Below are 15916 nucleotides of genomic sequence, written 5' to 3' on the forward strand. Positions count from 1 at the left end.
CGCCCGTGCGCGTGACCTAGGCTCGAGGGGTGAGCAGCACGCCCTCCGAGAACCCCGACGCGACGCCGGAGCCCACCGAGCCCGCCCCGTCGGAGGAGCCGCACGACGACCGGCCGGAGCCCGAGGAGCACCTGCTCGTCGACCCGAGGCAGGTGCGGCGCGCGCCGCGGTACGGGGCGTTCCTCACGATGGGTGCCGTCGTCGGTCTCGCCGCGGGCCTGATCTTCGGCACCTGGCTCGTGGGCCAGGTCGACCCGTCGCAGGGCGACTTCCCGCTCGAGAAGCCGGGCGTCTACGTGACGGTGATCGTGGCCTCGACGACCACCCTCGGCCTGCTCGTCTCGGGCCTGCTCGCGATCCTCGCGGACCGGCGGAGCCTCCGGCGGCGCTGACCGCGCCGACAGCCTCGGCCTCCGAGCGGGTCAGACCGGGCTGCTCGCCGTGCCCGCCCAGGTGGCCAGGGCGGCGCGCAGTCCGTCCTCGTCGGGCCGGTCGCTCGCCCACGCGACGTAGCCGTCGGGGCGGACGAGGACGGTGGTGCGCCGGGCGCCCGTCCAGTGCGTCCGCACGACGTTCGCGGGCACGTCGGGCTCCTGGCCGGCCGGCGTGACGAGCACGAAGCGGCCGCCGCGCTGGAGCTCGTTCAGGCGCCCGTCGGCCAGCTCGAGGTCGGGAGCGCGCCGCCCGGTCAGCTCGTGCGCGCCGCGAGGGGCGCGGTAGGCGATACCGATCCCGGTGATCATGGACGCCGCCCTGTCGGCCAGCGGGCGGACGTTGCTGACGACCGTCCCTGCCGCACGCCGCAGGAGCCGGGCGAGAGGGTGGTGCAGCAGGGCGGCGCGCACCAGCGTCCCGCTCATCCGCAGCACCAGCGTGCCGACCGCGTGCCGCTCCTGCTGGTAGGTGTCCAGCAGGCCGTCGTCGGCGCCGTCCCGCAGCACGGCCACGAGCTTCCAGCTCAGGTTGGTGGCGTCCTGGAGGCCGGTGTTCATGCCCATGGCTCCGGCCGGCGAGTGCACGTGCGCGGCGTCGCCGGCGAGGAACACCCGCCCGACGCGGTACTCGGGGGCCTGGCGCTCGTCGCTGTGGAACCGGGAGCGCCACGGGACCTCGACGATGCCGTGGTCGGTCCCGAAGTTCATCCGGAGCAGCTCCGCGACCTCGTCCACCTCCAGCGGCGCGTCGTCGGGGAGCAGGTGGTGGCGGTTCCAGCCGGTCACCCGGTGCAGCCCGCCGCCCATCTCGGTGAGCAGGGCGAAACCGTCCGGGACGGCGTTCACGACGAACGGGCGGTCGGGGGGCTCGCTCAGCCTGACGTCGGCAAGCACGAGCGAGCTGAGGATGGTCCGGCCGGGGAACGGCTGGCCGATCGCCCGCCGGACCGTGCTGTGCACCCCGTCGGTGCCGACCAGGTAGGGGGCCCGGTACGAGGTGCCCGGGCGGCCGTCCCGGTCGTGGGTGCGGGCCGTGACACCGTCCTGGTCCTGCTCGATCCCGGCGACCTCGGTCTCGTGCACGATGTCGACCCCGACCTCGATTGCGCGGCGCCGGAGCACCTTCTCCACCTCGTACTGCGGGACGAACAGGACGAACGGGTACCGGGTGGGCAGCCGCGTCGGGTCCAGCGTGGCCGACTCGAACAGCGCGAGCCGGCGGACCGGGTGCCCGAGCGCCACGACGTCGTCGGCGATGCCGCGGGCGTCGAGCTGCTCCAGTGCCCGGGCGTGCACGACGAGCGCCCGGGAGAGGTTGCTGGTCCGGGCCGGGCGGCGTTCGACGAGCACGACCGACAGGCCTGCCTCGGCCAGGTCCCCGGCCAGCAGCAGGCCGGTGGGTCCCGCGCCGACGACGAGGACGTCGGTGGTGGTGACGGTGGACGACATCGTGACCCCTCCTTCATGCCTACCAGCGTTGGCCAACGCTTGTAGGCATCACGATAGGGCGGCTGTCCACACGAAGTCAACGATTGTTGGCATCATGTCGCCGGAGCGTCGCCTGTGAGGTAGCGCTGAACGGTGGGGCCGAGCCAGGCGACGACGTCGTCGTCCGTCATGGTGACCGCCGGCGGGAGGCGCAGGACGTACCGGCACAGGGCCATCCCGAGGATCTGGGACGCCACCAGGGCGGCCCGGGACTCCGCCTGGCCGAGGGGGCCGGCGGCACCGGTCAGCGCGGCGATCGTCGGTGTGAGCTGGGTGACGAACACCGTCCGGAGCCGCTCTGCCGCGGCCTGGTTGGTCACCCCCGTGCGCAGCAGGATCTGCAGGGCGTCGTCCGCCTCCCAGCGGTGCATGAAGTGCCGGACCAGGGTTGCGCCCACCTGGTCGCGCGGAAGGTCGCGGGGGTCGGGCAGTCGCAGGTCGAACTCGGCCGCGGCGGCGAACAGCCCGTCCTTGGAGCCGAAGTAGCGCATCACCATCGAGGGGTCGATGCCGGCCGCGGCGGCGATCGCCCGGATCGTCGCCCTCTCGTACCCGTCGGCGGCGAACCGCTCGCGGGCCGCGGCGAGGATGCCTGCCTTCGTCTGCGCGGAGGATCGTCTCATGGCCCGAGTCTATGTCAACGGTTGTTGACCTGGTCCGAGCCGCGAGCTCTGGCCGCCGGGGTGCTGTGGGATACTCGACCCATGCCCTTGCGCCCCGACGGCCGCCTGTCCCACGACCTCCTGCCCGGCGAGAAGGGCCCCCAGGACGCCTGCGGCGTCTTCGGAGTCTGGGCCCCCGGCGAGGAGGTCGCGAAGCTCGCGTACTTCGGCCTGTACGCCCTGCAGCACCGCGGCCAGGAGTCCGCGGGCATCGCCACCAGCAACGGTGAGCAGATCCTCGTCTACAAGGACATGGGGCTGGTGTCCCAGGTCTTCGACGAGACCGCCCTCGACGCGCTGACCGGACACCTCGCCGTCGGGCACTGCCGCTACTCGACGACCGGCGGCGTCACCTGGGAGAACGCCCAGCCGACGCTCGGCGCGACCGCCGGCGGCACCGTCGCCCTCGGGCACAACGGCAACCTCACGAACTCCGCCGAGCTCGTGAACCTCGTGGCGGAGCGGTACGGCGCGCAGCGCCGGGGCGAGCTCGCGCGGGGCAACACCACCGACACGGCGCTCATCACGGCGCTGCTCGCCGGCGACGCCGACCACACGCTCGCGCAGACCGCGCTGGAGGTGCTCCCGCGGCTGCGGGGCGCGTTCTCGCTCGTCTTCATGGACGAGGGCACGCTCTACGCGGCGCGCGACCCGCAGGGCGTGCGCCCGCTCGTGCTGGGGCGCCTGCAGCGCGGCTGGGTCGTGGCGTCGGAGACGCCCGCTCTCGACATCGTCGGGGCCTCCTACGTCCGCGACGTCGAGCCCGGCGAGATGATCATGATCGACGCCGATGGTCTGCGCTCGGAGAAGTTCGCGACGCCGGAGCGTGCGGGCTGCGTGTTCGAGTACGTGTACCTGGCGCGCCCGGACAACACGATCAACGGCCGCTCCGTGCACGCTTCCCGTGTGGAGATGGGCCGGACGCTGGCGCGCGAGCACCCCGTCGAGGCCGATCTGGTGATCCCGACGCCGGAGTCGGGCACCCCCGCTGCCGTCGGGTACGCCTCGGAGTCCGGCATCCCGTTCGGGCAGGGCCTCACCAAGAACGCGTACGTGGGGCGCACGTTCATCCAGCCGTCCGACACGCTGCGCCAGCTCGGCATCCGGCTCAAGCTCAACCCGCTCAAGGAGGTCATCCGCGGCAAGCGCCTCGTCGTCGTGGACGACTCGATCGTGCGCGGCAACACCCAGCGCGCACTGATCCGGATGCTGCGCGAGGCGGGGGCCGCCGAGGTGCACGTGCGGATCTCCTCGCCGCCCATCAAGTGGCCCTGCTTCTACGGCATCGACTTCGCCTCCCGCGCCGAGCTCATCGCCAACGGGCTCGCCGTCGACGAGGTCGGTCAGTCCCTCGGCGCCGACTCCCTCGGGTACATCTCCACCGAGGGCATGATCGCCGCGACCGAGCAGCCGGCCTCCCAGCTGTGCGCCGCCTGCTTCACGGGCAAGTACCCGATCGAGCTGCCCACCGCCGACCAGCTCGGCAAGCACCTGCTCGAGCAGGCCGAGCTGCCGCTGGGGGCCCCGGAGGACGGCCTCAGGCAGGTCGCCGTCGGCGCCGGCGGGGCCACCGCGCTCGACCACCCCTGACCCACCCGGTGGCCGCGGACGCGTCGGCCACCGCGGGCCCCGGCCCGACCCCGACACCGCTGGAGCACGAGTGACGAACGAACCCCTGACCTACGCCGCGGCCGGCGTCGACACCGAGGCCGGCGACAAGGCGGTCGAGCTCATGAAGGACGCGGTGCGCCGCACCCACGGCCCCGCGGTGCTTGGTGGCGTCGGCGGGTTCGCGGGTCTCTACGACCTCTCGGCGGTCCGCGACTACCGCAAGCCGCTGCTCGCGACCTCGACCGACGGCGTCGGCACCAAGGTCGCGATCGCCCAGGCCATGGACAAGCACGACACGATCGGCTTCGACCTCGTCGGCATGGTCGTGGACGACATCGTCGTGGTCGGCGCGGAGCCGCTGTTCATGACCGACTACATCGCCACGGGCAAGGTCGTGCCCGAGCGGGTCGCGGACATCGTGCGCGGCATCGCCCAGGCGTGCGAGGTGGCCGGGACGGCGCTGGTCGGCGGCGAGACCGCGGAGCACCCGGGGCTCCTCGCCGAGGACGAGTACGACGTCGCCGGTGCCGCGACGGGCATCGTCGAGGCCGACGCGGTGCTCGGCCCCGAGCGGGTGCGCTCGGGCGACGTGCTCGTCGCGATGGCCTCCAGCGGGCTGCACTCCAACGGCTACTCCCTGGTGCGGGCCGTGGTGCGCCAGGCCGGCTGGGAGCTCGACCGGCACGTGGAGGAGTTCGGTCGGACCCTCGGCGAGGAGCTGCTGGAGCCGACGCGGGTGTACGCCCGGGACGTGCTCGCGCTCGCCGGTGACGCCGGCGCCGACGTGCACGCGGTCACCCACGTCACCGGGGGAGGGCTGGCGGCCAACCTCGCCCGCGTGCTGCCCACCGGGACGGTCGCGACCGTGGACCGGGCGACGTGGGAGCTGCCCGCCGTGTTCCGGACGGTGCGCGACCTCGGCGGCGTGCCGCGGCAGGACCTGGAGAACACGCTCAACCTCGGCGTCGGCATGGTCGCGGTGGTCGGCGCGGAGAGCGCCGACGCCGCCCTGGCCGTGCTGGCCGCGCGTGGCGTGTCCGCCTGGGTGCTCGGGACCGTGGAGGACCGTGACCTCGCGGCGTCCGCCGAGGACCTCGTCTCCGGCACCAAGGGCGTCGACGGGGGTGCCGTCCGCCTGGTGGGGGACCACCGGTGACCTCCGCGCGACCATGACCGGTCACACGCACTGACGAAGGGCCGGACGGCGTTGCCGTCCGGCCCTTCGTCCGCGGTTCAGGGGAGGCGCCTCAGCGCTCGTCGTTCCACGCGGAGTAGGTGTTGTCGTACTCGTCGTCGTCGGCCGCATAGCGGTCCTCCGTGGCGACGTCCGTATGACCGCTACCTTTGAGCTCCTGCTCGAGCGCGTGGTAGTTCGTCTCGGGGCTGTAGTACTTCAGCGCGCGAGCAACCTTGGTCTGCTTTGCCTTCTGACGGCCGCGGCCCATGGCTCCGACCCCCTCAACGTAGGAGCGGGGCGGCACCGTCGCAGACGTGCGGCCCCGTGCGTAAGTATCGTCTGTTCAGATCACAACGGTACATGCTCCGCCACCATTCTCTCCACTCCGCAGCGCGTGCCGTGACGATCGGAACACCCCGATCAGGCCTCTCGGCGGCCGGACGTGTCCCGGATCACGATCTGACGCGTCCGTTGCCGCGGTCAGCACGCGGTGGCGCGGTTCCCTGCGCCGCCGCCGGGTCACGAGGGCGAGGCCCGGGCGTTCCGGGCGGAAAACCACCCGGTATCCCAAGTCGCCTCAATCCCACTTTCTGCCCACAATGGAAGAACGAGGCCGAGAACTACCGGGCGCCGCCCGGGACGGCCACGATCCAGGAGGTGCAGGATGTCGCTCCACGGTGAGTCGGAGGTGCTGTTGACCCCCGCCGAGGTGGCCAGCCTCTTCCGGGTCGACCCCAAGACGGTGACGCGTTGGGCGAAGGCCGGGAAGCTCTCGTCGATCCGTACGCTCGGGGGGCACCGTCGCTACAAGGAGTCCGAGGTGCGTGCGCTGCTCGGCGCCGCGTCCGAGGAGGCGCACCCGGAGGAGTGACGTGCCGTCACCCCGCCGGGGCGTGGCCGCCGCGGTTCAGCGACGTGCGGCGCGGACGATGGCGACGGTCGTCACCGCGATGCCGGTGACGACCACGCCCAGCAGGATCTTCACGTTCCGGCTCCGGCGCGGGGAGGTGTCGGGCAGGCCCCCGCCGGTGACGAACGAGCCGGCGTCGGCCGCCGCCTGCTTGGTGGACCGGGCGAGCTGCGCCGCCTGGTAGGACGGCGACAGCCGGGTGACGAGCTGGTCGACGGTGTCGCCGAGCTCCGCGCGGCTCCGCGCGACCTCGTCCTCGAGCTCGCGCTTGCTCGGTGCGGGCGTCCCGTTCTGGGGCGTGGTGGGCTCGCTCACCGCTTCATCCCCTCCTTGATCGTCGCGACGTCCTCCTTGACGCGGTCGACCGTCTCCGGCCGGCGGGCGGCGCGCTTCAGCTGCGAGACCGCGACCGCCACGGCGAGGCCCGCGACCAGCACCAGGAAGATGCCGACCACCAGCGCCGAGAGCCAGAGCGGCCACGCCTCGGCCAGGCCGATGATCCCGGCCCAGATGAGGACCCCCACGGCGTACAGGACGATGACGACGGCGACGCTGATCAACCCCACGCCGATCGCCGACCGCTTCGCCTTGTCGGCCATCTCGGCCTTCGCGAGCGCGATCTCGGCGCGCACGAGCCGCGTCGCCTGCTCCGAGAGCTTCTCCATGAGCGTGCCCATCGTGGGCGGCTCGTCGGCGGGCGGTGGCGTGCGCCCGTCGTCCCAGTCCGTCATCGGCTGCTCCGATCCTGCGATCCGATCGTCTGTGCGGTCCCACTCAACCCGTACCTGCTGGTCCCGGCAATTCCTGGACGCCGGAAGGGTGTCGACGACGGGCCGGGCACCGGCCTCCGACAGGTCCGGAGACGACGAGACCCCCGTGGCCCGAGGCCCCGGGGGTTGCGGCGACGGCTCCGACCGGCGTCGATCCGGCCCCTCGATCATCGAGCCCCCCGACGGCCCGGCGCGAGCCTAACAGGCGGATGTTTCCACAGTTGAGCTGCCGCACGGACGTGGTTCCCTCGTGCTGACGACCTCGGCCGGGAGGCCGCCGGGTGAATGGTGGAGTTCGCTAACTCAATCGCTAACCGCCCCGGCTGGCAGGCCGGCCGACGGAAACGAAGAACCCCCGGAACCGTGGTGGTTCCGGAGGTTCTTTGCTGTGGCTCCGACCGGCGTCGATCCGGTGACCTTTCGATTTTCAGTCGAACGCTCTACCAACTGAGCTACAGAGCCCTGACACGAAAGCCCGGAGCGCCGTGACCGACGTACCGGGCGCATCATGCGCGACCCTGACGGGACTTGAACCCGCGACCTCCGCCGTGACAGGGCGGCGCGCTAACCAACTGCGCTACAGGGCCTAGGCGGGGAGATGACTCCCTGCCGAGAAGCTCGTTTCGAGCCGAGAAGAAGCGTACCCCATGGTCGAGGAGATCCGGAAATCGGCTCCTGACCAGCGAAGTCACGCTGTTCCACGGCGTCGGAACGCCGTGGGACGTACCCCCAACGGGATTCGAACCCGTGCTACCGCCGTGAAAGGGCGGGGTCCTAGGCCGCTAGACGATGGGGGCTCTGGACCCGGCCAGCATACCGATCCCCGTGGCGTGCCTCGCCACGGGGATGGGCCAGGCGTGCCACGCCGGTCGGTACGGGAGGATGGGCCCGTGGTGGAGATGACCCGCGAGGACTTCGAGGACGCCGTGCGCGACGGCCTCGACCTGGTGCCCGAGGACCTGACCGGGATGATGGACAACGTCGTCGTGCTCGTGGAGGACGAGGCGCCCGCCGACGAGCCCGAGCTGCTGGGGCTGTACGAGGGTGTCCCGCTCACGGAGCGCGACCACCTCTGGGCCGCCGGCGCCCTGCCGGACCGCATCACGATCTTCCGCTACCCGACCCTCGCGATCTGCGAGACGCGGGACGACGTCGTCGAGGAGGTCGCGGTCACCGTGGTGCACGAGATCGCGCACCACTTCGGGATCGACGACGAGCGGCTGCACGAGCTCGGCTGGGCCTGAGGCGTCGCCCGGGTCGGCTGCCCGGCCCGTCGTCCCGAGCCGCCCGGGCGACGGCGTCAGCGCAGCGGCGTGTACTCCCAGTGCCACGCCTCGGGCTTGCGGCCGTCCGACCGCGCCCAGCCGGGGTTGTCCCAGCCGAACGCCGGGGCGTTCTCGCGCAGCCACGCGTACTGCGCGCTGCCGAAGGACTGCACCCCGCCGCTGAGATCTACGGCGACGCCCCAGCCGTGGTTCGAGTAGCCGGGGACGGCGGCCAGGTAACCCTTGGCGGCCTTGACCGCGACCTGCGAGTCGTACGACCGGTAGGAGTCCCGGATGTCGAGGTGCGCGCCGAACCTGGCCCGGAAGGCGGTGTCGAGCCGCTCGAGCTGCTCCGCGGCGTCGCACCGCAGGGACTCGCCCGGGGCGAACGACAGCTCGCACAGGTCTCCGCCCGGGATGCGGCCGTTCTCGTAGCCGGCGGTGTCGTCGGCGTGCCGCGCCAGCATGGAAGCGGCGTCACGGGCGGCTCGGACCTGCGCGGCGAGGATCTCGGCGGGGGTGGCCGGGGCCGGCTCGATCCCGGTGTCCGTGCCCTGCGCCTTGTTCAGCACGGCCGTGAGGTCGCGGGTGGCGGCGGTGAGCTCCGTCCGCCCGGCGCCCGTGCGGGACGACGCGCCGTCGGCGCGGTCCGGCGTGCTGCCGGCCCGCGGCCCCGCCCCGTCGGCGGGCACTGGCGCCATGACGGGAGCCTCCAGCGTCTCGGGGACGACGTCGACGACCTCGGTGGTCAGGTCGGCCTCGGCCGGCAGCGCGAGAGGCGTGGTGTCGATCGTGGTGCCGGGCTCGGTGCCCGCGCCGCTCGTGTCGCCGGCCCCGTCCGGGGCGGAGGCGGCGCCCGAGCCGGCGGTGTCGCGCGGCTTCTCGGACGCGGCGTCCGGCTCGGGCTTCGCGCCGCGGTCGTCGGCGCGCTGGTCGAGCGGCTCGCGCTCGGTCGAGCGCGAGGCGGCGTGCTGCGTCCGTGTCCCGGACGGGGAGCCGGCGACGAGCTCGCGCACCTGGCCCGCCAGCCGCGTGATCCGCTTGCGTTCCTTGCGGGTCACGGCCAGCGAGTCGGCGGCGACGACCTTGGCGCGGGCGAGGGCGGCCTGGGCGTCGGCCACCGCCTCCGTCGAGGCACCGGTGGAGGTGGCGCCGAGCGTGCCCGTCCGCACGGTCGTGGCTGTCGTGGGGCCGACGGAGGTCGCCTCCGGCGTCTGCCCGCCGGTCGCGGCGGCCGCCACCCCCGTCGCCATGCCGGTGGACAGCGCCATGACGGTGAGGGCGACGGGCAGGCCACGTCGGGAGTGTCGCCGGGGGCGCGACGGGGTGGGGTGGTGGATGTCGCGACGGCGCGGGAGCGGGGTGTGCTCCGGCGTGGCGCTCGTCGCGTGATCGGCGCCGCGGTCCGGGTGGTGCTCGGAGGCGCGCGTGATCTCGTGGTGGGTCACGTGGGGGTCCTGGGGTCTCGGGGGCTCATCCATCGTGGTCGAGGCCGAGGGGTGTTCCGGACCGATGGGTTGACCAACGGACACGAATCTGGTGCGGACCGCGCGACCGACGTGTGAAGGCCGGGACATCCCGGGTGGACGGCGGGCACGTCGCCCGCCGCATCCGGATGCTGGGACGCACCGTCCCGGGCGTGCGGGTGACCGCGCCCGGGCGGCGGCCGAGCACCAAGACTGCTGCGATGAGCTCCGCACCGGTGACCGTGGCGATCCACCGCGTCGTCAGCCCCGACCGCATGCCCGAGGTGACGGCGTGGGTGCAGTCGGGGGTGCGCCTCGCGAACCGCTGGGACGGGTTCCTCGGCTCCGGGTGGATCCGGGCGGCCGAGGGCTCGGCCGACTGGATCATGCTCTACCGCTTCGCCGACGCCGAGCGGCTCGAGGCGTGGGAGGGGTCGGCGGAGCGGCAGCGGTGGCTCGCCGAGGGCGCCGACCTCGTCGAGGACCGCCGCGTCGAGCGCCGCACCGGGATCGAGGGCTGGTTCGACCCTCCGGTACGCCAGGACGAGCCGACGGGGCCGCCGCTGCTCTCGGCCCCGCCGCGCTGGAAGCAGTCGGTGGCGATCTGGCTCGGGTTCTTCCCCGTCAACCTCGCGTTCACGGCCCTGGTGGGCTGGCTCCTGCCGGCCTTCGCGGGCCTTCCTGTGGTGCTGCGCGTGCTCGCCTCGACGCTCGTGCTCACGCCGATCATGTCCTTCTGGGTGCTGCCGTGGGTCACGGGCAGGTTGTCCGGCTGGCTGCACGCGCCCGGCCGCCGCGGCTGACCCTCTCTCGCAGCGCCGGACCGGCCGAAGGTTCCTAGTGTGGGGACATGCTCGCCGACACGGACCCCGACCTCGACCAGACGGTGGAGGCCACGGCCAGCCTCGCCGTCACGATCGCCTGGGCGGCGGGTGCGCTCGTCGCCGCGTACCTCTTCGCGACGGTCGCGTCGGTGCTGATCCGGCGGCTGGGACGCCGCAACGTGCTGGTGCGCGACATGGCCGTGCGGATGCGTCGCTCGATGCGCGCCGTGCTCATGGTGGTGGCGATCTGGGTCGCCGTGCACGTCACGGCGGACCGCGAGGAACCCTGGTTCGACCTCGTCAGCCACGCGCTGCTCATCGCCACGATCATCTCGGTGGCGTGGCTCGTGGGTGCGGCGGCGTTCGTCGTCGAGGACCGGACGCTGGCCCGGTTCTCCGGCGACCGGGCGGACGACCGCCACGCCCGGCGGGTGCGGACCCAGGTCAACCTGGTGCGGCGAATCACCGTCGCGGTGCTGGTGATCTGCGCCGTCGCCGCCGTCCTGCTCACGTTCCCGACCATGCAGGCCGCCGGGGCCAGCATCCTCGCCTCCGCGGGCCTCCTGTCGATCGTGCTCGGCGTCGCCGCGCAGTCGTCGCTCGCGAACACGTTCGCCGGGATGCAGATCGCGTTCACCGACGCGATCCGCGTGGACGACGTCGTCGTGCTGGACGGGGAGTTCGGGCGCATCGAGGAGATCACCCTGACCTACGTCGTCGTGCACGCGTGGGACGACCGCCGTCTCATCCTGCCGTGCACCTACTTCACGACGACGCCGTTCGAGAACTGGACCCGCCGCGCGGCGGACCTGCTCGGCACGGTCGAGATCGACCTGGACTTCCAGGTGCCGATGAGCGCGCTGCGCGCGGAGCTCGACCGGCTGCTGGAGTCGTCCTCGCTGTGGGACCACCGCACCGGTGTGCTGCAGGTGACGGACGCCGTCGGTGGCAGCGTCCGGGTGCGCGCCCTGGTGAGCGCCGCAGACGCGCCCAGCATCTGGGACCTGCGCTGCTACGTGCGCGAGGGCTTGATCGAGTGGCTGCAGCGCGAGGCGCCGGCCGCGCTGCCGCGGACGCGCCTGGAGGGCGCGGAGCCGCTCCCGGCGCCCGTCGAGCCGGACGAGGACGAGGCGGCCGGGGGCGACGAGAGCGAGGACGTCCCCGCCGGAGCCGCGGAGCCCGCGGCCCCCACGGCCCCGGCGGTCGTCCCCGCGCGCGAGTCGCTGCGGGAGCGTGACCTCCCGGCGCCGGTCCGATCGACGGTCCGCTCGGCCGACCCGCGCGCGCTCCGCCGCCAGGACCAGACCGTCCTCATCGAGGCGTTCGAGCGTGGCACCGGGACGCAGCGGCGCGCCGGCGCCGACGAGACCGTCGTCATCCCGGTGGTCGACGACGAGCAGCCGGCGAGCACCGCCGAACGGTCCGCGCTGTTCAGCGGCTCCGCCGAGGCCGAGGCGCGCTCCCGGTACTTCCACGGGCCCGGCGAGGACGTCATCGAGCAGCGTGAGCAGACGGCGGCCGAGCACCGCGGCGAGGACCCGGACGACGACCTCGACGACGAGCCGGACGAGCGGGGGCGGGGCCGGCCGCCGCGCGTGGCCCCCGACTCCGGCGAGGGCGGCGTCACCCACGGCCCGGGCGAGGGTGGCCACGGCCGCGACGGGGGCGACGGCGACGGCGGCTGAGGTCGCGCAGGTCAGGGCGTGGAGCGTGGTGGCCCCCCAGGGGCTCGAACCCTGAACCCGCGGATTAAAAGTCCGCTGCTCTGCCAGTTGAGCTAGAGGGCCGTCGTCGCGCGGGCGCGGCGGCACGCACAGCGTACGCGGGGCGCCCGGGCGGCGGGACCGAGGGGACCCTCGAGGTCACGATCCGGCCACGGAGGGCAACCTATCCGGGCCGGGATGGGGCTGTCACATGCGGTCTCACCCACCGGGAGATCCGGTCCCGATCGTGTCTTGCCGTTGCGTTCGGCCCCCGCGGGCTGATTCCGTGGAGAGGTTCGCAAGGACCGACGAGAGGAACGTCCATGCTCACCGTGACCGACAACGCCCGGACCGCCGTCGAGGACCTCGCCCAGCAGGCGGGCGTTCCTGCCGAGGGCGGCCTGCGCATCGCGCAGTCCGCCGGGCAGCCGGGCAACTTCGAGCTCGCGCTCGTTCCGGCTCCGCAGGACGACGACCAGGTCGCCGACGACTCCGGTGCGACCCACGTCTTCGTCGAGGCGCAGGCGGCGCCCGCCCTCGACACGCTCACGCTCGACACCGACCCGGAGGCGCAGGGGCCGGGCTTCGTGCTCACCCCGAAGGCCTGACGGGGCACGACCAGGCTTCGGCGCGAGGCCGGGGCGACACCGCGGGACGGTGTCGCCCCGGCCTCGCGTCGTCCGGGGGCTACGTCATCGGGAGCAGGGGCCCGGCCGGCTCGAGGATCCAGGTGGCGCCCAGCACGAGGCAGCCCAGGGTGACGACCAGGAAGACGCCCACCCACACGATGCCGGTCGTGCTGGTGAGGGTGCCGAGCTGGTCGGCGTCGGACCGCCTGGCCTTGCCGCGCCACCGCTGGGTCTGCAGCTCGAGCACGGGGCGGACCGACCCGAGCAGGAGGAACCACGTCACCGCGTACGCGACGGTCGACTGGGTGGTCGGGTCGAGCCACCAGGAGACGCCGACCAGGGCCGCACCGCTGACCAGCACCGACCACAGGCCGAACCAGTTGCGGATCTTGAGCAGGATCAGGGCGAGGAGCAGCACCAGGAGCCACAGCAGCCCCACGGCGTAGCCCTGGCGCAGCAGCCAGGCGGCGCCGAGCCCGGTGAGGCCCGGGCCCACGTACCCGGCGAACGCGGTCACGACCATGCCGAAACCGCGAGGGCGTCCGGCCGAGACCGTGAGGCCCGACGTGTCGGAGTGCAGGCGGATCCCGTCGAGGCGCCGGCCGGTGACCATGGCGGCGACGGCGTGCGCGCCCTCGTGCGCGATCGTCACGACGTGCCGCGCCACCCGCCACACCGGCGTGACCAGCACGACGGCGAGCGCGGCGAGGCCCGCGGCGAGCACCATCGTCTGCGCCGGCGGGTCCACGGGCGTGGTCGCCGCCGTCCAGATCCGGGTCAGCACGTCGCCGGTGGTCGCGAGGAAGTCGTCCACGGCGGCCATTCCACCACGGCTTCCTGAGCCCGCGCCGGGACCGCGACGGCGGCTCGGGCGCCGCTCGGCGTCCCCGCGGAGCCGATCCTGACGTGAGGTGCGGCACTCGTTCGCCCGGCCAGGCCCCCGACGTGCGAGAATGGTCGTGGTGGCTGCGCGTCGCGCGCCCCGCGTCGTGGAGATCCCCCCGGATTGTGTGCGGCGGACCCCGACCCCGACGTCCCGGACGTCCCAGCCCCGAGAGGCCACGTTGACGACTTTCTCAGACTTCGCCCTGCCCGCCCCGCTCGTCGAGCGGCTCACGAGCCAGGGCATCGCCACCCCGTTCCCGATCCAGTCGGCCTCGCTGCCGGACACGCTGGCAGGGTCCGACGTGCTCGGCCGCGGCCGCACCGGGTCCGGCAAGACGCTCGCGTTCTCCCTGCCCGTCGTGACGCGGCTCGCGACGTCGGCCGCCCGGGCCGCCGCGGAGGGCCGGCCGCGCCGCCGCTCCGCCCGCCCCCGCGCGCTCGTGCTGTGCCCGACGCGGGAGCTCGCGAACCAGATCAACGCCACGATGGAGCCGCTCGCCACGGAGCTCGGGCTCGTCACCACGACCGTGTTCGGCGGCGTCGCGCAGTCCCGCCAGGTGAATGCGCTCGCGGCCGGCGTCGACGTGCTCATCGCGTGCCCCGGCCGGCTCGAGGACCTGCTGGGCCAGAAGCACCTCACGCTCGACGACGTCGAGATCACCGTGCTCGACGAGGCGGACCACATGGCCGACCTCGGGTTCCTGCCCGGCGTGAAGCGGATCATGGACCGCACGCCGTCCACGGGCCAGCGGCTGCTGTTCTCCGCGACCCTGGACAACGGGGTCGACGTGCTGGTCAAGCGCTACCTGAAGAACCCGGTGACGCACTCGGTGGACGAGGCCGCGGCCCCGCCGCCGCAGATGACTCACCACATCCTCGCGGTGGCGGACGCGGACGCGAAGAAGCGCGTCGTGCACGAGCTGGCGTCCGGCACCGGCCGCCGCGTGCTGTTCACCCGCACGAAGCACCAGGCCAAGCGCCTCGCGAAGCAGCTGACGAGCGCCGGGGTGCCGGCCGTCGACCTGCACGGCAACCTCGGCCAGGGCGCGCGCGAGCGCAACCTCGCGGCGTTCTCGACGGGCGGCGTGAAGGTGCTGGTCGCGACCGACATCGCGGCGCGCGGCATCCACGTGGACGACGTCGAGCTCGTGGTGCACGTGGACCCGCCCGCGGAGCACAAGGCGTACCTGCACCGCTCCGGCCGGACCGCGCGCGCCGGCACCGGCGGTGACGTGGTGACGGTGATGCTGCCGGAGCAGCGTGGTGACATGAAGGACCTGACCCGCAAGGCGAAGATCACCGCGCGCCCGCAGCCGGTGGCGCCTGGGGACGCCGTGGTGATGTCGCTCGTGGGCGAGGTGGCGCCGTACGTCGCCCCGCCCGCGCCCGCGGCTCCTCAGCAGTCCGCTCCGAAGAAGGGCCGGCGGACGGGGCGCCAGGGCTCTCGGCCCGGCGGCCAGGCGGGAGGCCAGGCAGGAGGGCAGGGTGGTCAGGGGCGCGAGCGGGCGCACGACCCGTCCCGGTCCCAGTCCCGCTCGGCCGAGGGACGCCAGGACGCGGGCGCAGGCTCGGCGCGCCCGTCGCGCCGGCGGCGCCGGGGCGGACGCGGCCGCAGCCAGTCCGGAACAGCGCGCCGCGACTGACGGTTGCACCCGGTGAACTTCAGGAGGTCGACATGAGCTACGAGATCACCAAGCCCGACGACCAGTGGCGGGCCGAGCTGTCGCGCGAGGAGTACGCCGTCCTGCGCGAGGCGGGGACCGAGCGTGCCTGGACGGGGGAGCTGCTCGACGAGAAGCGCGTCGGTGTCTACCGCTGTCGGGCGTGCGGCAACGAGCTGTTCCGCAGCGAGACCAAGTTCGACTCGCACTGCGGGTGGCCGTCGTTCTACACGCCCCTCGCGGGTGACGCCGTCGAGCTGATCGAGGACCGGTCGCTCGGCATGGTGCGCACGGAGGTGCGCTGCGCCCGGTGCGGCTCGCACCTGGGGCACGTGTTCGACGACGCGCCGCAGACGCCGACGGGTGACCGGTTCTGCATGAACTCGGTGAGCCTGGCGTTCGAGCCCGCGGAGGGCTGACAGGCCGGACAC

At 73.5% G+C, this 15916-nt stretch carries 17 protein-coding genes and 4 tRNA genes; 10 read left to right on the forward strand and 11 right to left on the reverse strand.

What is annotated here, in order from left to right; translation table 11 throughout:
* The first annotated feature begins 29 nt into the window (after positions 1 to 29).
* Positions 30 to 392: a hypothetical protein gene (locus tag EYB28_RS03840; protein WP_166844999.1), complete on the forward strand. Its 363-nt coding sequence runs from the start codon at positions 30 to 32 to the stop codon at positions 390 to 392.
* Positions 393 to 422: 30 nt separating this feature from the next.
* Here the strand turns inward: EYB28_RS03840 and EYB28_RS03845 are convergent, their stop codons facing one another.
* Together EYB28_RS03845 and EYB28_RS03850 are read right to left on the reverse strand one after the other, a co-directional pair.
* Positions 423 to 1883, reverse strand: a complete 1461-nt coding sequence (locus EYB28_RS03845) for an FAD-dependent monooxygenase (protein ID WP_166845000.1) — start codon at positions 1881 to 1883, stop codon at positions 423 to 425.
* Between the two features lie 92 nt (positions 1884 to 1975).
* Positions 1976 to 2545, reverse strand: coding sequence for a TetR family transcriptional regulator (locus tag EYB28_RS03850; RefSeq protein WP_166845002.1), 570 nt, complete (start codon positions 2543 to 2545; stop codon positions 1976 to 1978).
* Positions 2546 to 2626: 81 nt separating this feature from the next.
* Here EYB28_RS03850 and purF point away from each other — a divergent pair, with 81 nt between their 5' ends.
* Both purF and purM read left to right on the forward strand, forming a co-directional pair.
* Complete coding sequence (gene purF, locus EYB28_RS03855) at positions 2627 to 4174, forward strand: amidophosphoribosyltransferase (RefSeq protein ID WP_166845003.1); 1548 nt, start codon at positions 2627 to 2629, stop codon at positions 4172 to 4174.
* Between the two features lie 70 nt (positions 4175 to 4244).
* Positions 4245 to 5351 carry a phosphoribosylformylglycinamidine cyclo-ligase gene (gene purM / locus EYB28_RS03860; RefSeq protein WP_166845004.1) on the forward strand — a complete coding sequence of 369 codons (1107 nt, stop codon included), beginning with the start codon at positions 4245 to 4247 and terminating at the stop codon, positions 5349 to 5351.
* 91 nt (positions 5352 to 5442) lie between these two features.
* On the opposite strand, the gene EYB28_RS03865 is transcribed toward purM, so the two are convergent.
* Positions 5443 to 5640: a DUF3073 domain-containing protein gene (locus EYB28_RS03865; protein WP_166845006.1), complete on the reverse strand. Its 198-nt coding sequence runs from the start codon at positions 5638 to 5640 to the stop codon at positions 5443 to 5445.
* A gap of 396 nt (positions 5641 to 6036) precedes the next feature.
* Here EYB28_RS03865 and EYB28_RS03870 point away from each other — a divergent pair, with 396 nt between their 5' ends.
* Positions 6037 to 6243, forward strand: a complete 207-nt coding sequence (locus tag EYB28_RS03870) for a BldC family transcriptional regulator (protein ID WP_166845007.1) — start codon at positions 6037 to 6039, stop codon at positions 6241 to 6243.
* A 36-nt stretch (positions 6244 to 6279) separates the two neighbouring features.
* Here the strand turns inward: EYB28_RS03870 and EYB28_RS03875 are convergent, their stop codons facing one another.
* From EYB28_RS03875 to EYB28_RS03895, 5 genes are all read right to left on the reverse strand, one after another.
* Positions 6280 to 6597: a DUF3618 domain-containing protein gene (locus EYB28_RS03875; protein ID WP_166845008.1), complete on the reverse strand. Its 318-nt coding sequence runs from the start codon at positions 6595 to 6597 to the stop codon at positions 6280 to 6282.
* Positions 6594 to 7013 (reverse strand): phage holin family protein, encoded by a 420-nt coding sequence (locus tag EYB28_RS03880; protein WP_166845010.1) that lies wholly within the window; start codon positions 7011 to 7013, stop codon positions 6594 to 6596. The genes EYB28_RS03875 and EYB28_RS03880 overlap by 4 nt, the downstream gene beginning before the upstream one ends.
* Before the next feature lie 428 nt (positions 7014 to 7441).
* Positions 7442 to 7514: transfer RNA gene (locus EYB28_RS03885), tRNA-Phe, on the reverse strand.
* Positions 7515 to 7565: 51 nt separating this feature from the next.
* Positions 7566 to 7639, reverse strand: a tRNA-Asp gene (locus tag EYB28_RS03890).
* Positions 7640 to 7776: 137 nt separating this feature from the next.
* A tRNA-Glu gene (locus EYB28_RS03895) sits at positions 7777 to 7849 on the reverse strand.
* Between the two features lie 102 nt (positions 7850 to 7951).
* Here EYB28_RS03895 and EYB28_RS03900 point away from each other — a divergent pair.
* Complete coding sequence (locus EYB28_RS03900) at positions 7952 to 8296, forward strand: metallopeptidase family protein (RefSeq protein ID WP_166851644.1); 345 nt, start codon at positions 7952 to 7954, stop codon at positions 8294 to 8296.
* 56 nt (positions 8297 to 8352) lie between these two features.
* On the opposite strand, the gene EYB28_RS03905 is transcribed toward EYB28_RS03900, so the two are convergent.
* A complete protein-coding gene (locus tag EYB28_RS03905; protein WP_205710834.1) occupies positions 8353 to 9765 on the reverse strand; it encodes a D-alanyl-D-alanine carboxypeptidase family protein in 1413 nt (470 codons plus the stop codon).
* Between the two features lie 239 nt (positions 9766 to 10004).
* Here EYB28_RS03905 and EYB28_RS03910 point away from each other — a divergent pair, with 239 nt between their 5' ends.
* Positions 10005 to 10586 carry an antibiotic biosynthesis monooxygenase gene (locus EYB28_RS03910; RefSeq protein WP_166845012.1) on the forward strand — a complete coding sequence of 194 codons (582 nt, stop codon included), beginning with the start codon at positions 10005 to 10007 and terminating at the stop codon, positions 10584 to 10586.
* A gap of 47 nt (positions 10587 to 10633) precedes the next feature.
* On the forward strand, positions 10634 to 12292 hold the full coding sequence (locus EYB28_RS03915; RefSeq protein WP_166845013.1) for a mechanosensitive ion channel family protein: 1659 nt from the start codon (positions 10634 to 10636) through the stop codon (positions 12290 to 12292).
* Between the two features lie 26 nt (positions 12293 to 12318).
* On the opposite strand, the gene EYB28_RS03920 is transcribed toward EYB28_RS03915, so the two are convergent.
* Positions 12319 to 12394: transfer RNA gene (locus EYB28_RS03920), tRNA-Lys, on the reverse strand.
* A 239-nt stretch (positions 12395 to 12633) separates the two neighbouring features.
* Between EYB28_RS03920 and EYB28_RS03925 the strand changes: the two genes are divergently transcribed.
* Positions 12634 to 12918, forward strand: coding sequence for an iron-sulfur cluster biosynthesis family protein (locus EYB28_RS03925; RefSeq protein WP_166845014.1), 285 nt, complete (start codon positions 12634 to 12636; stop codon positions 12916 to 12918).
* Positions 12919 to 12997: 79 nt separating this feature from the next.
* Here EYB28_RS03925 and EYB28_RS03930 read toward each other — a convergent pair whose 3' ends face one another.
* Complete coding sequence (locus EYB28_RS03930; RefSeq protein ID WP_166845015.1) at positions 12998 to 13762, reverse strand: M50 family metallopeptidase; 765 nt, start codon at positions 13760 to 13762, stop codon at positions 12998 to 13000.
* A 241-nt stretch (positions 13763 to 14003) separates the two neighbouring features.
* On the opposite strand from EYB28_RS03930, the gene EYB28_RS03935 reads away from it, so the two are divergent.
* Together EYB28_RS03935 and msrB are read left to right on the forward strand one after the other, a co-directional pair.
* Complete coding sequence (locus EYB28_RS03935) at positions 14004 to 15467, forward strand: DEAD/DEAH box helicase (RefSeq protein WP_166845016.1); 1464 nt, start codon at positions 14004 to 14006, stop codon at positions 15465 to 15467.
* Positions 15468 to 15499: 32 nt separating this feature from the next.
* On the forward strand, positions 15500 to 15904 hold the full coding sequence (gene msrB / locus EYB28_RS03940) for a peptide-methionine (R)-S-oxide reductase MsrB (RefSeq protein WP_166845017.1): 405 nt from the start codon (positions 15500 to 15502) through the stop codon (positions 15902 to 15904).
* Positions 15905 to 15916: the final 12 nt, after the last annotated feature.

This window comes from Isoptericola sp. BMS4 (assembly GCF_011634835.1).
GTDB lineage: Bacteria > Actinomycetota > Actinomycetes > Actinomycetales > Cellulomonadaceae > Isoptericola.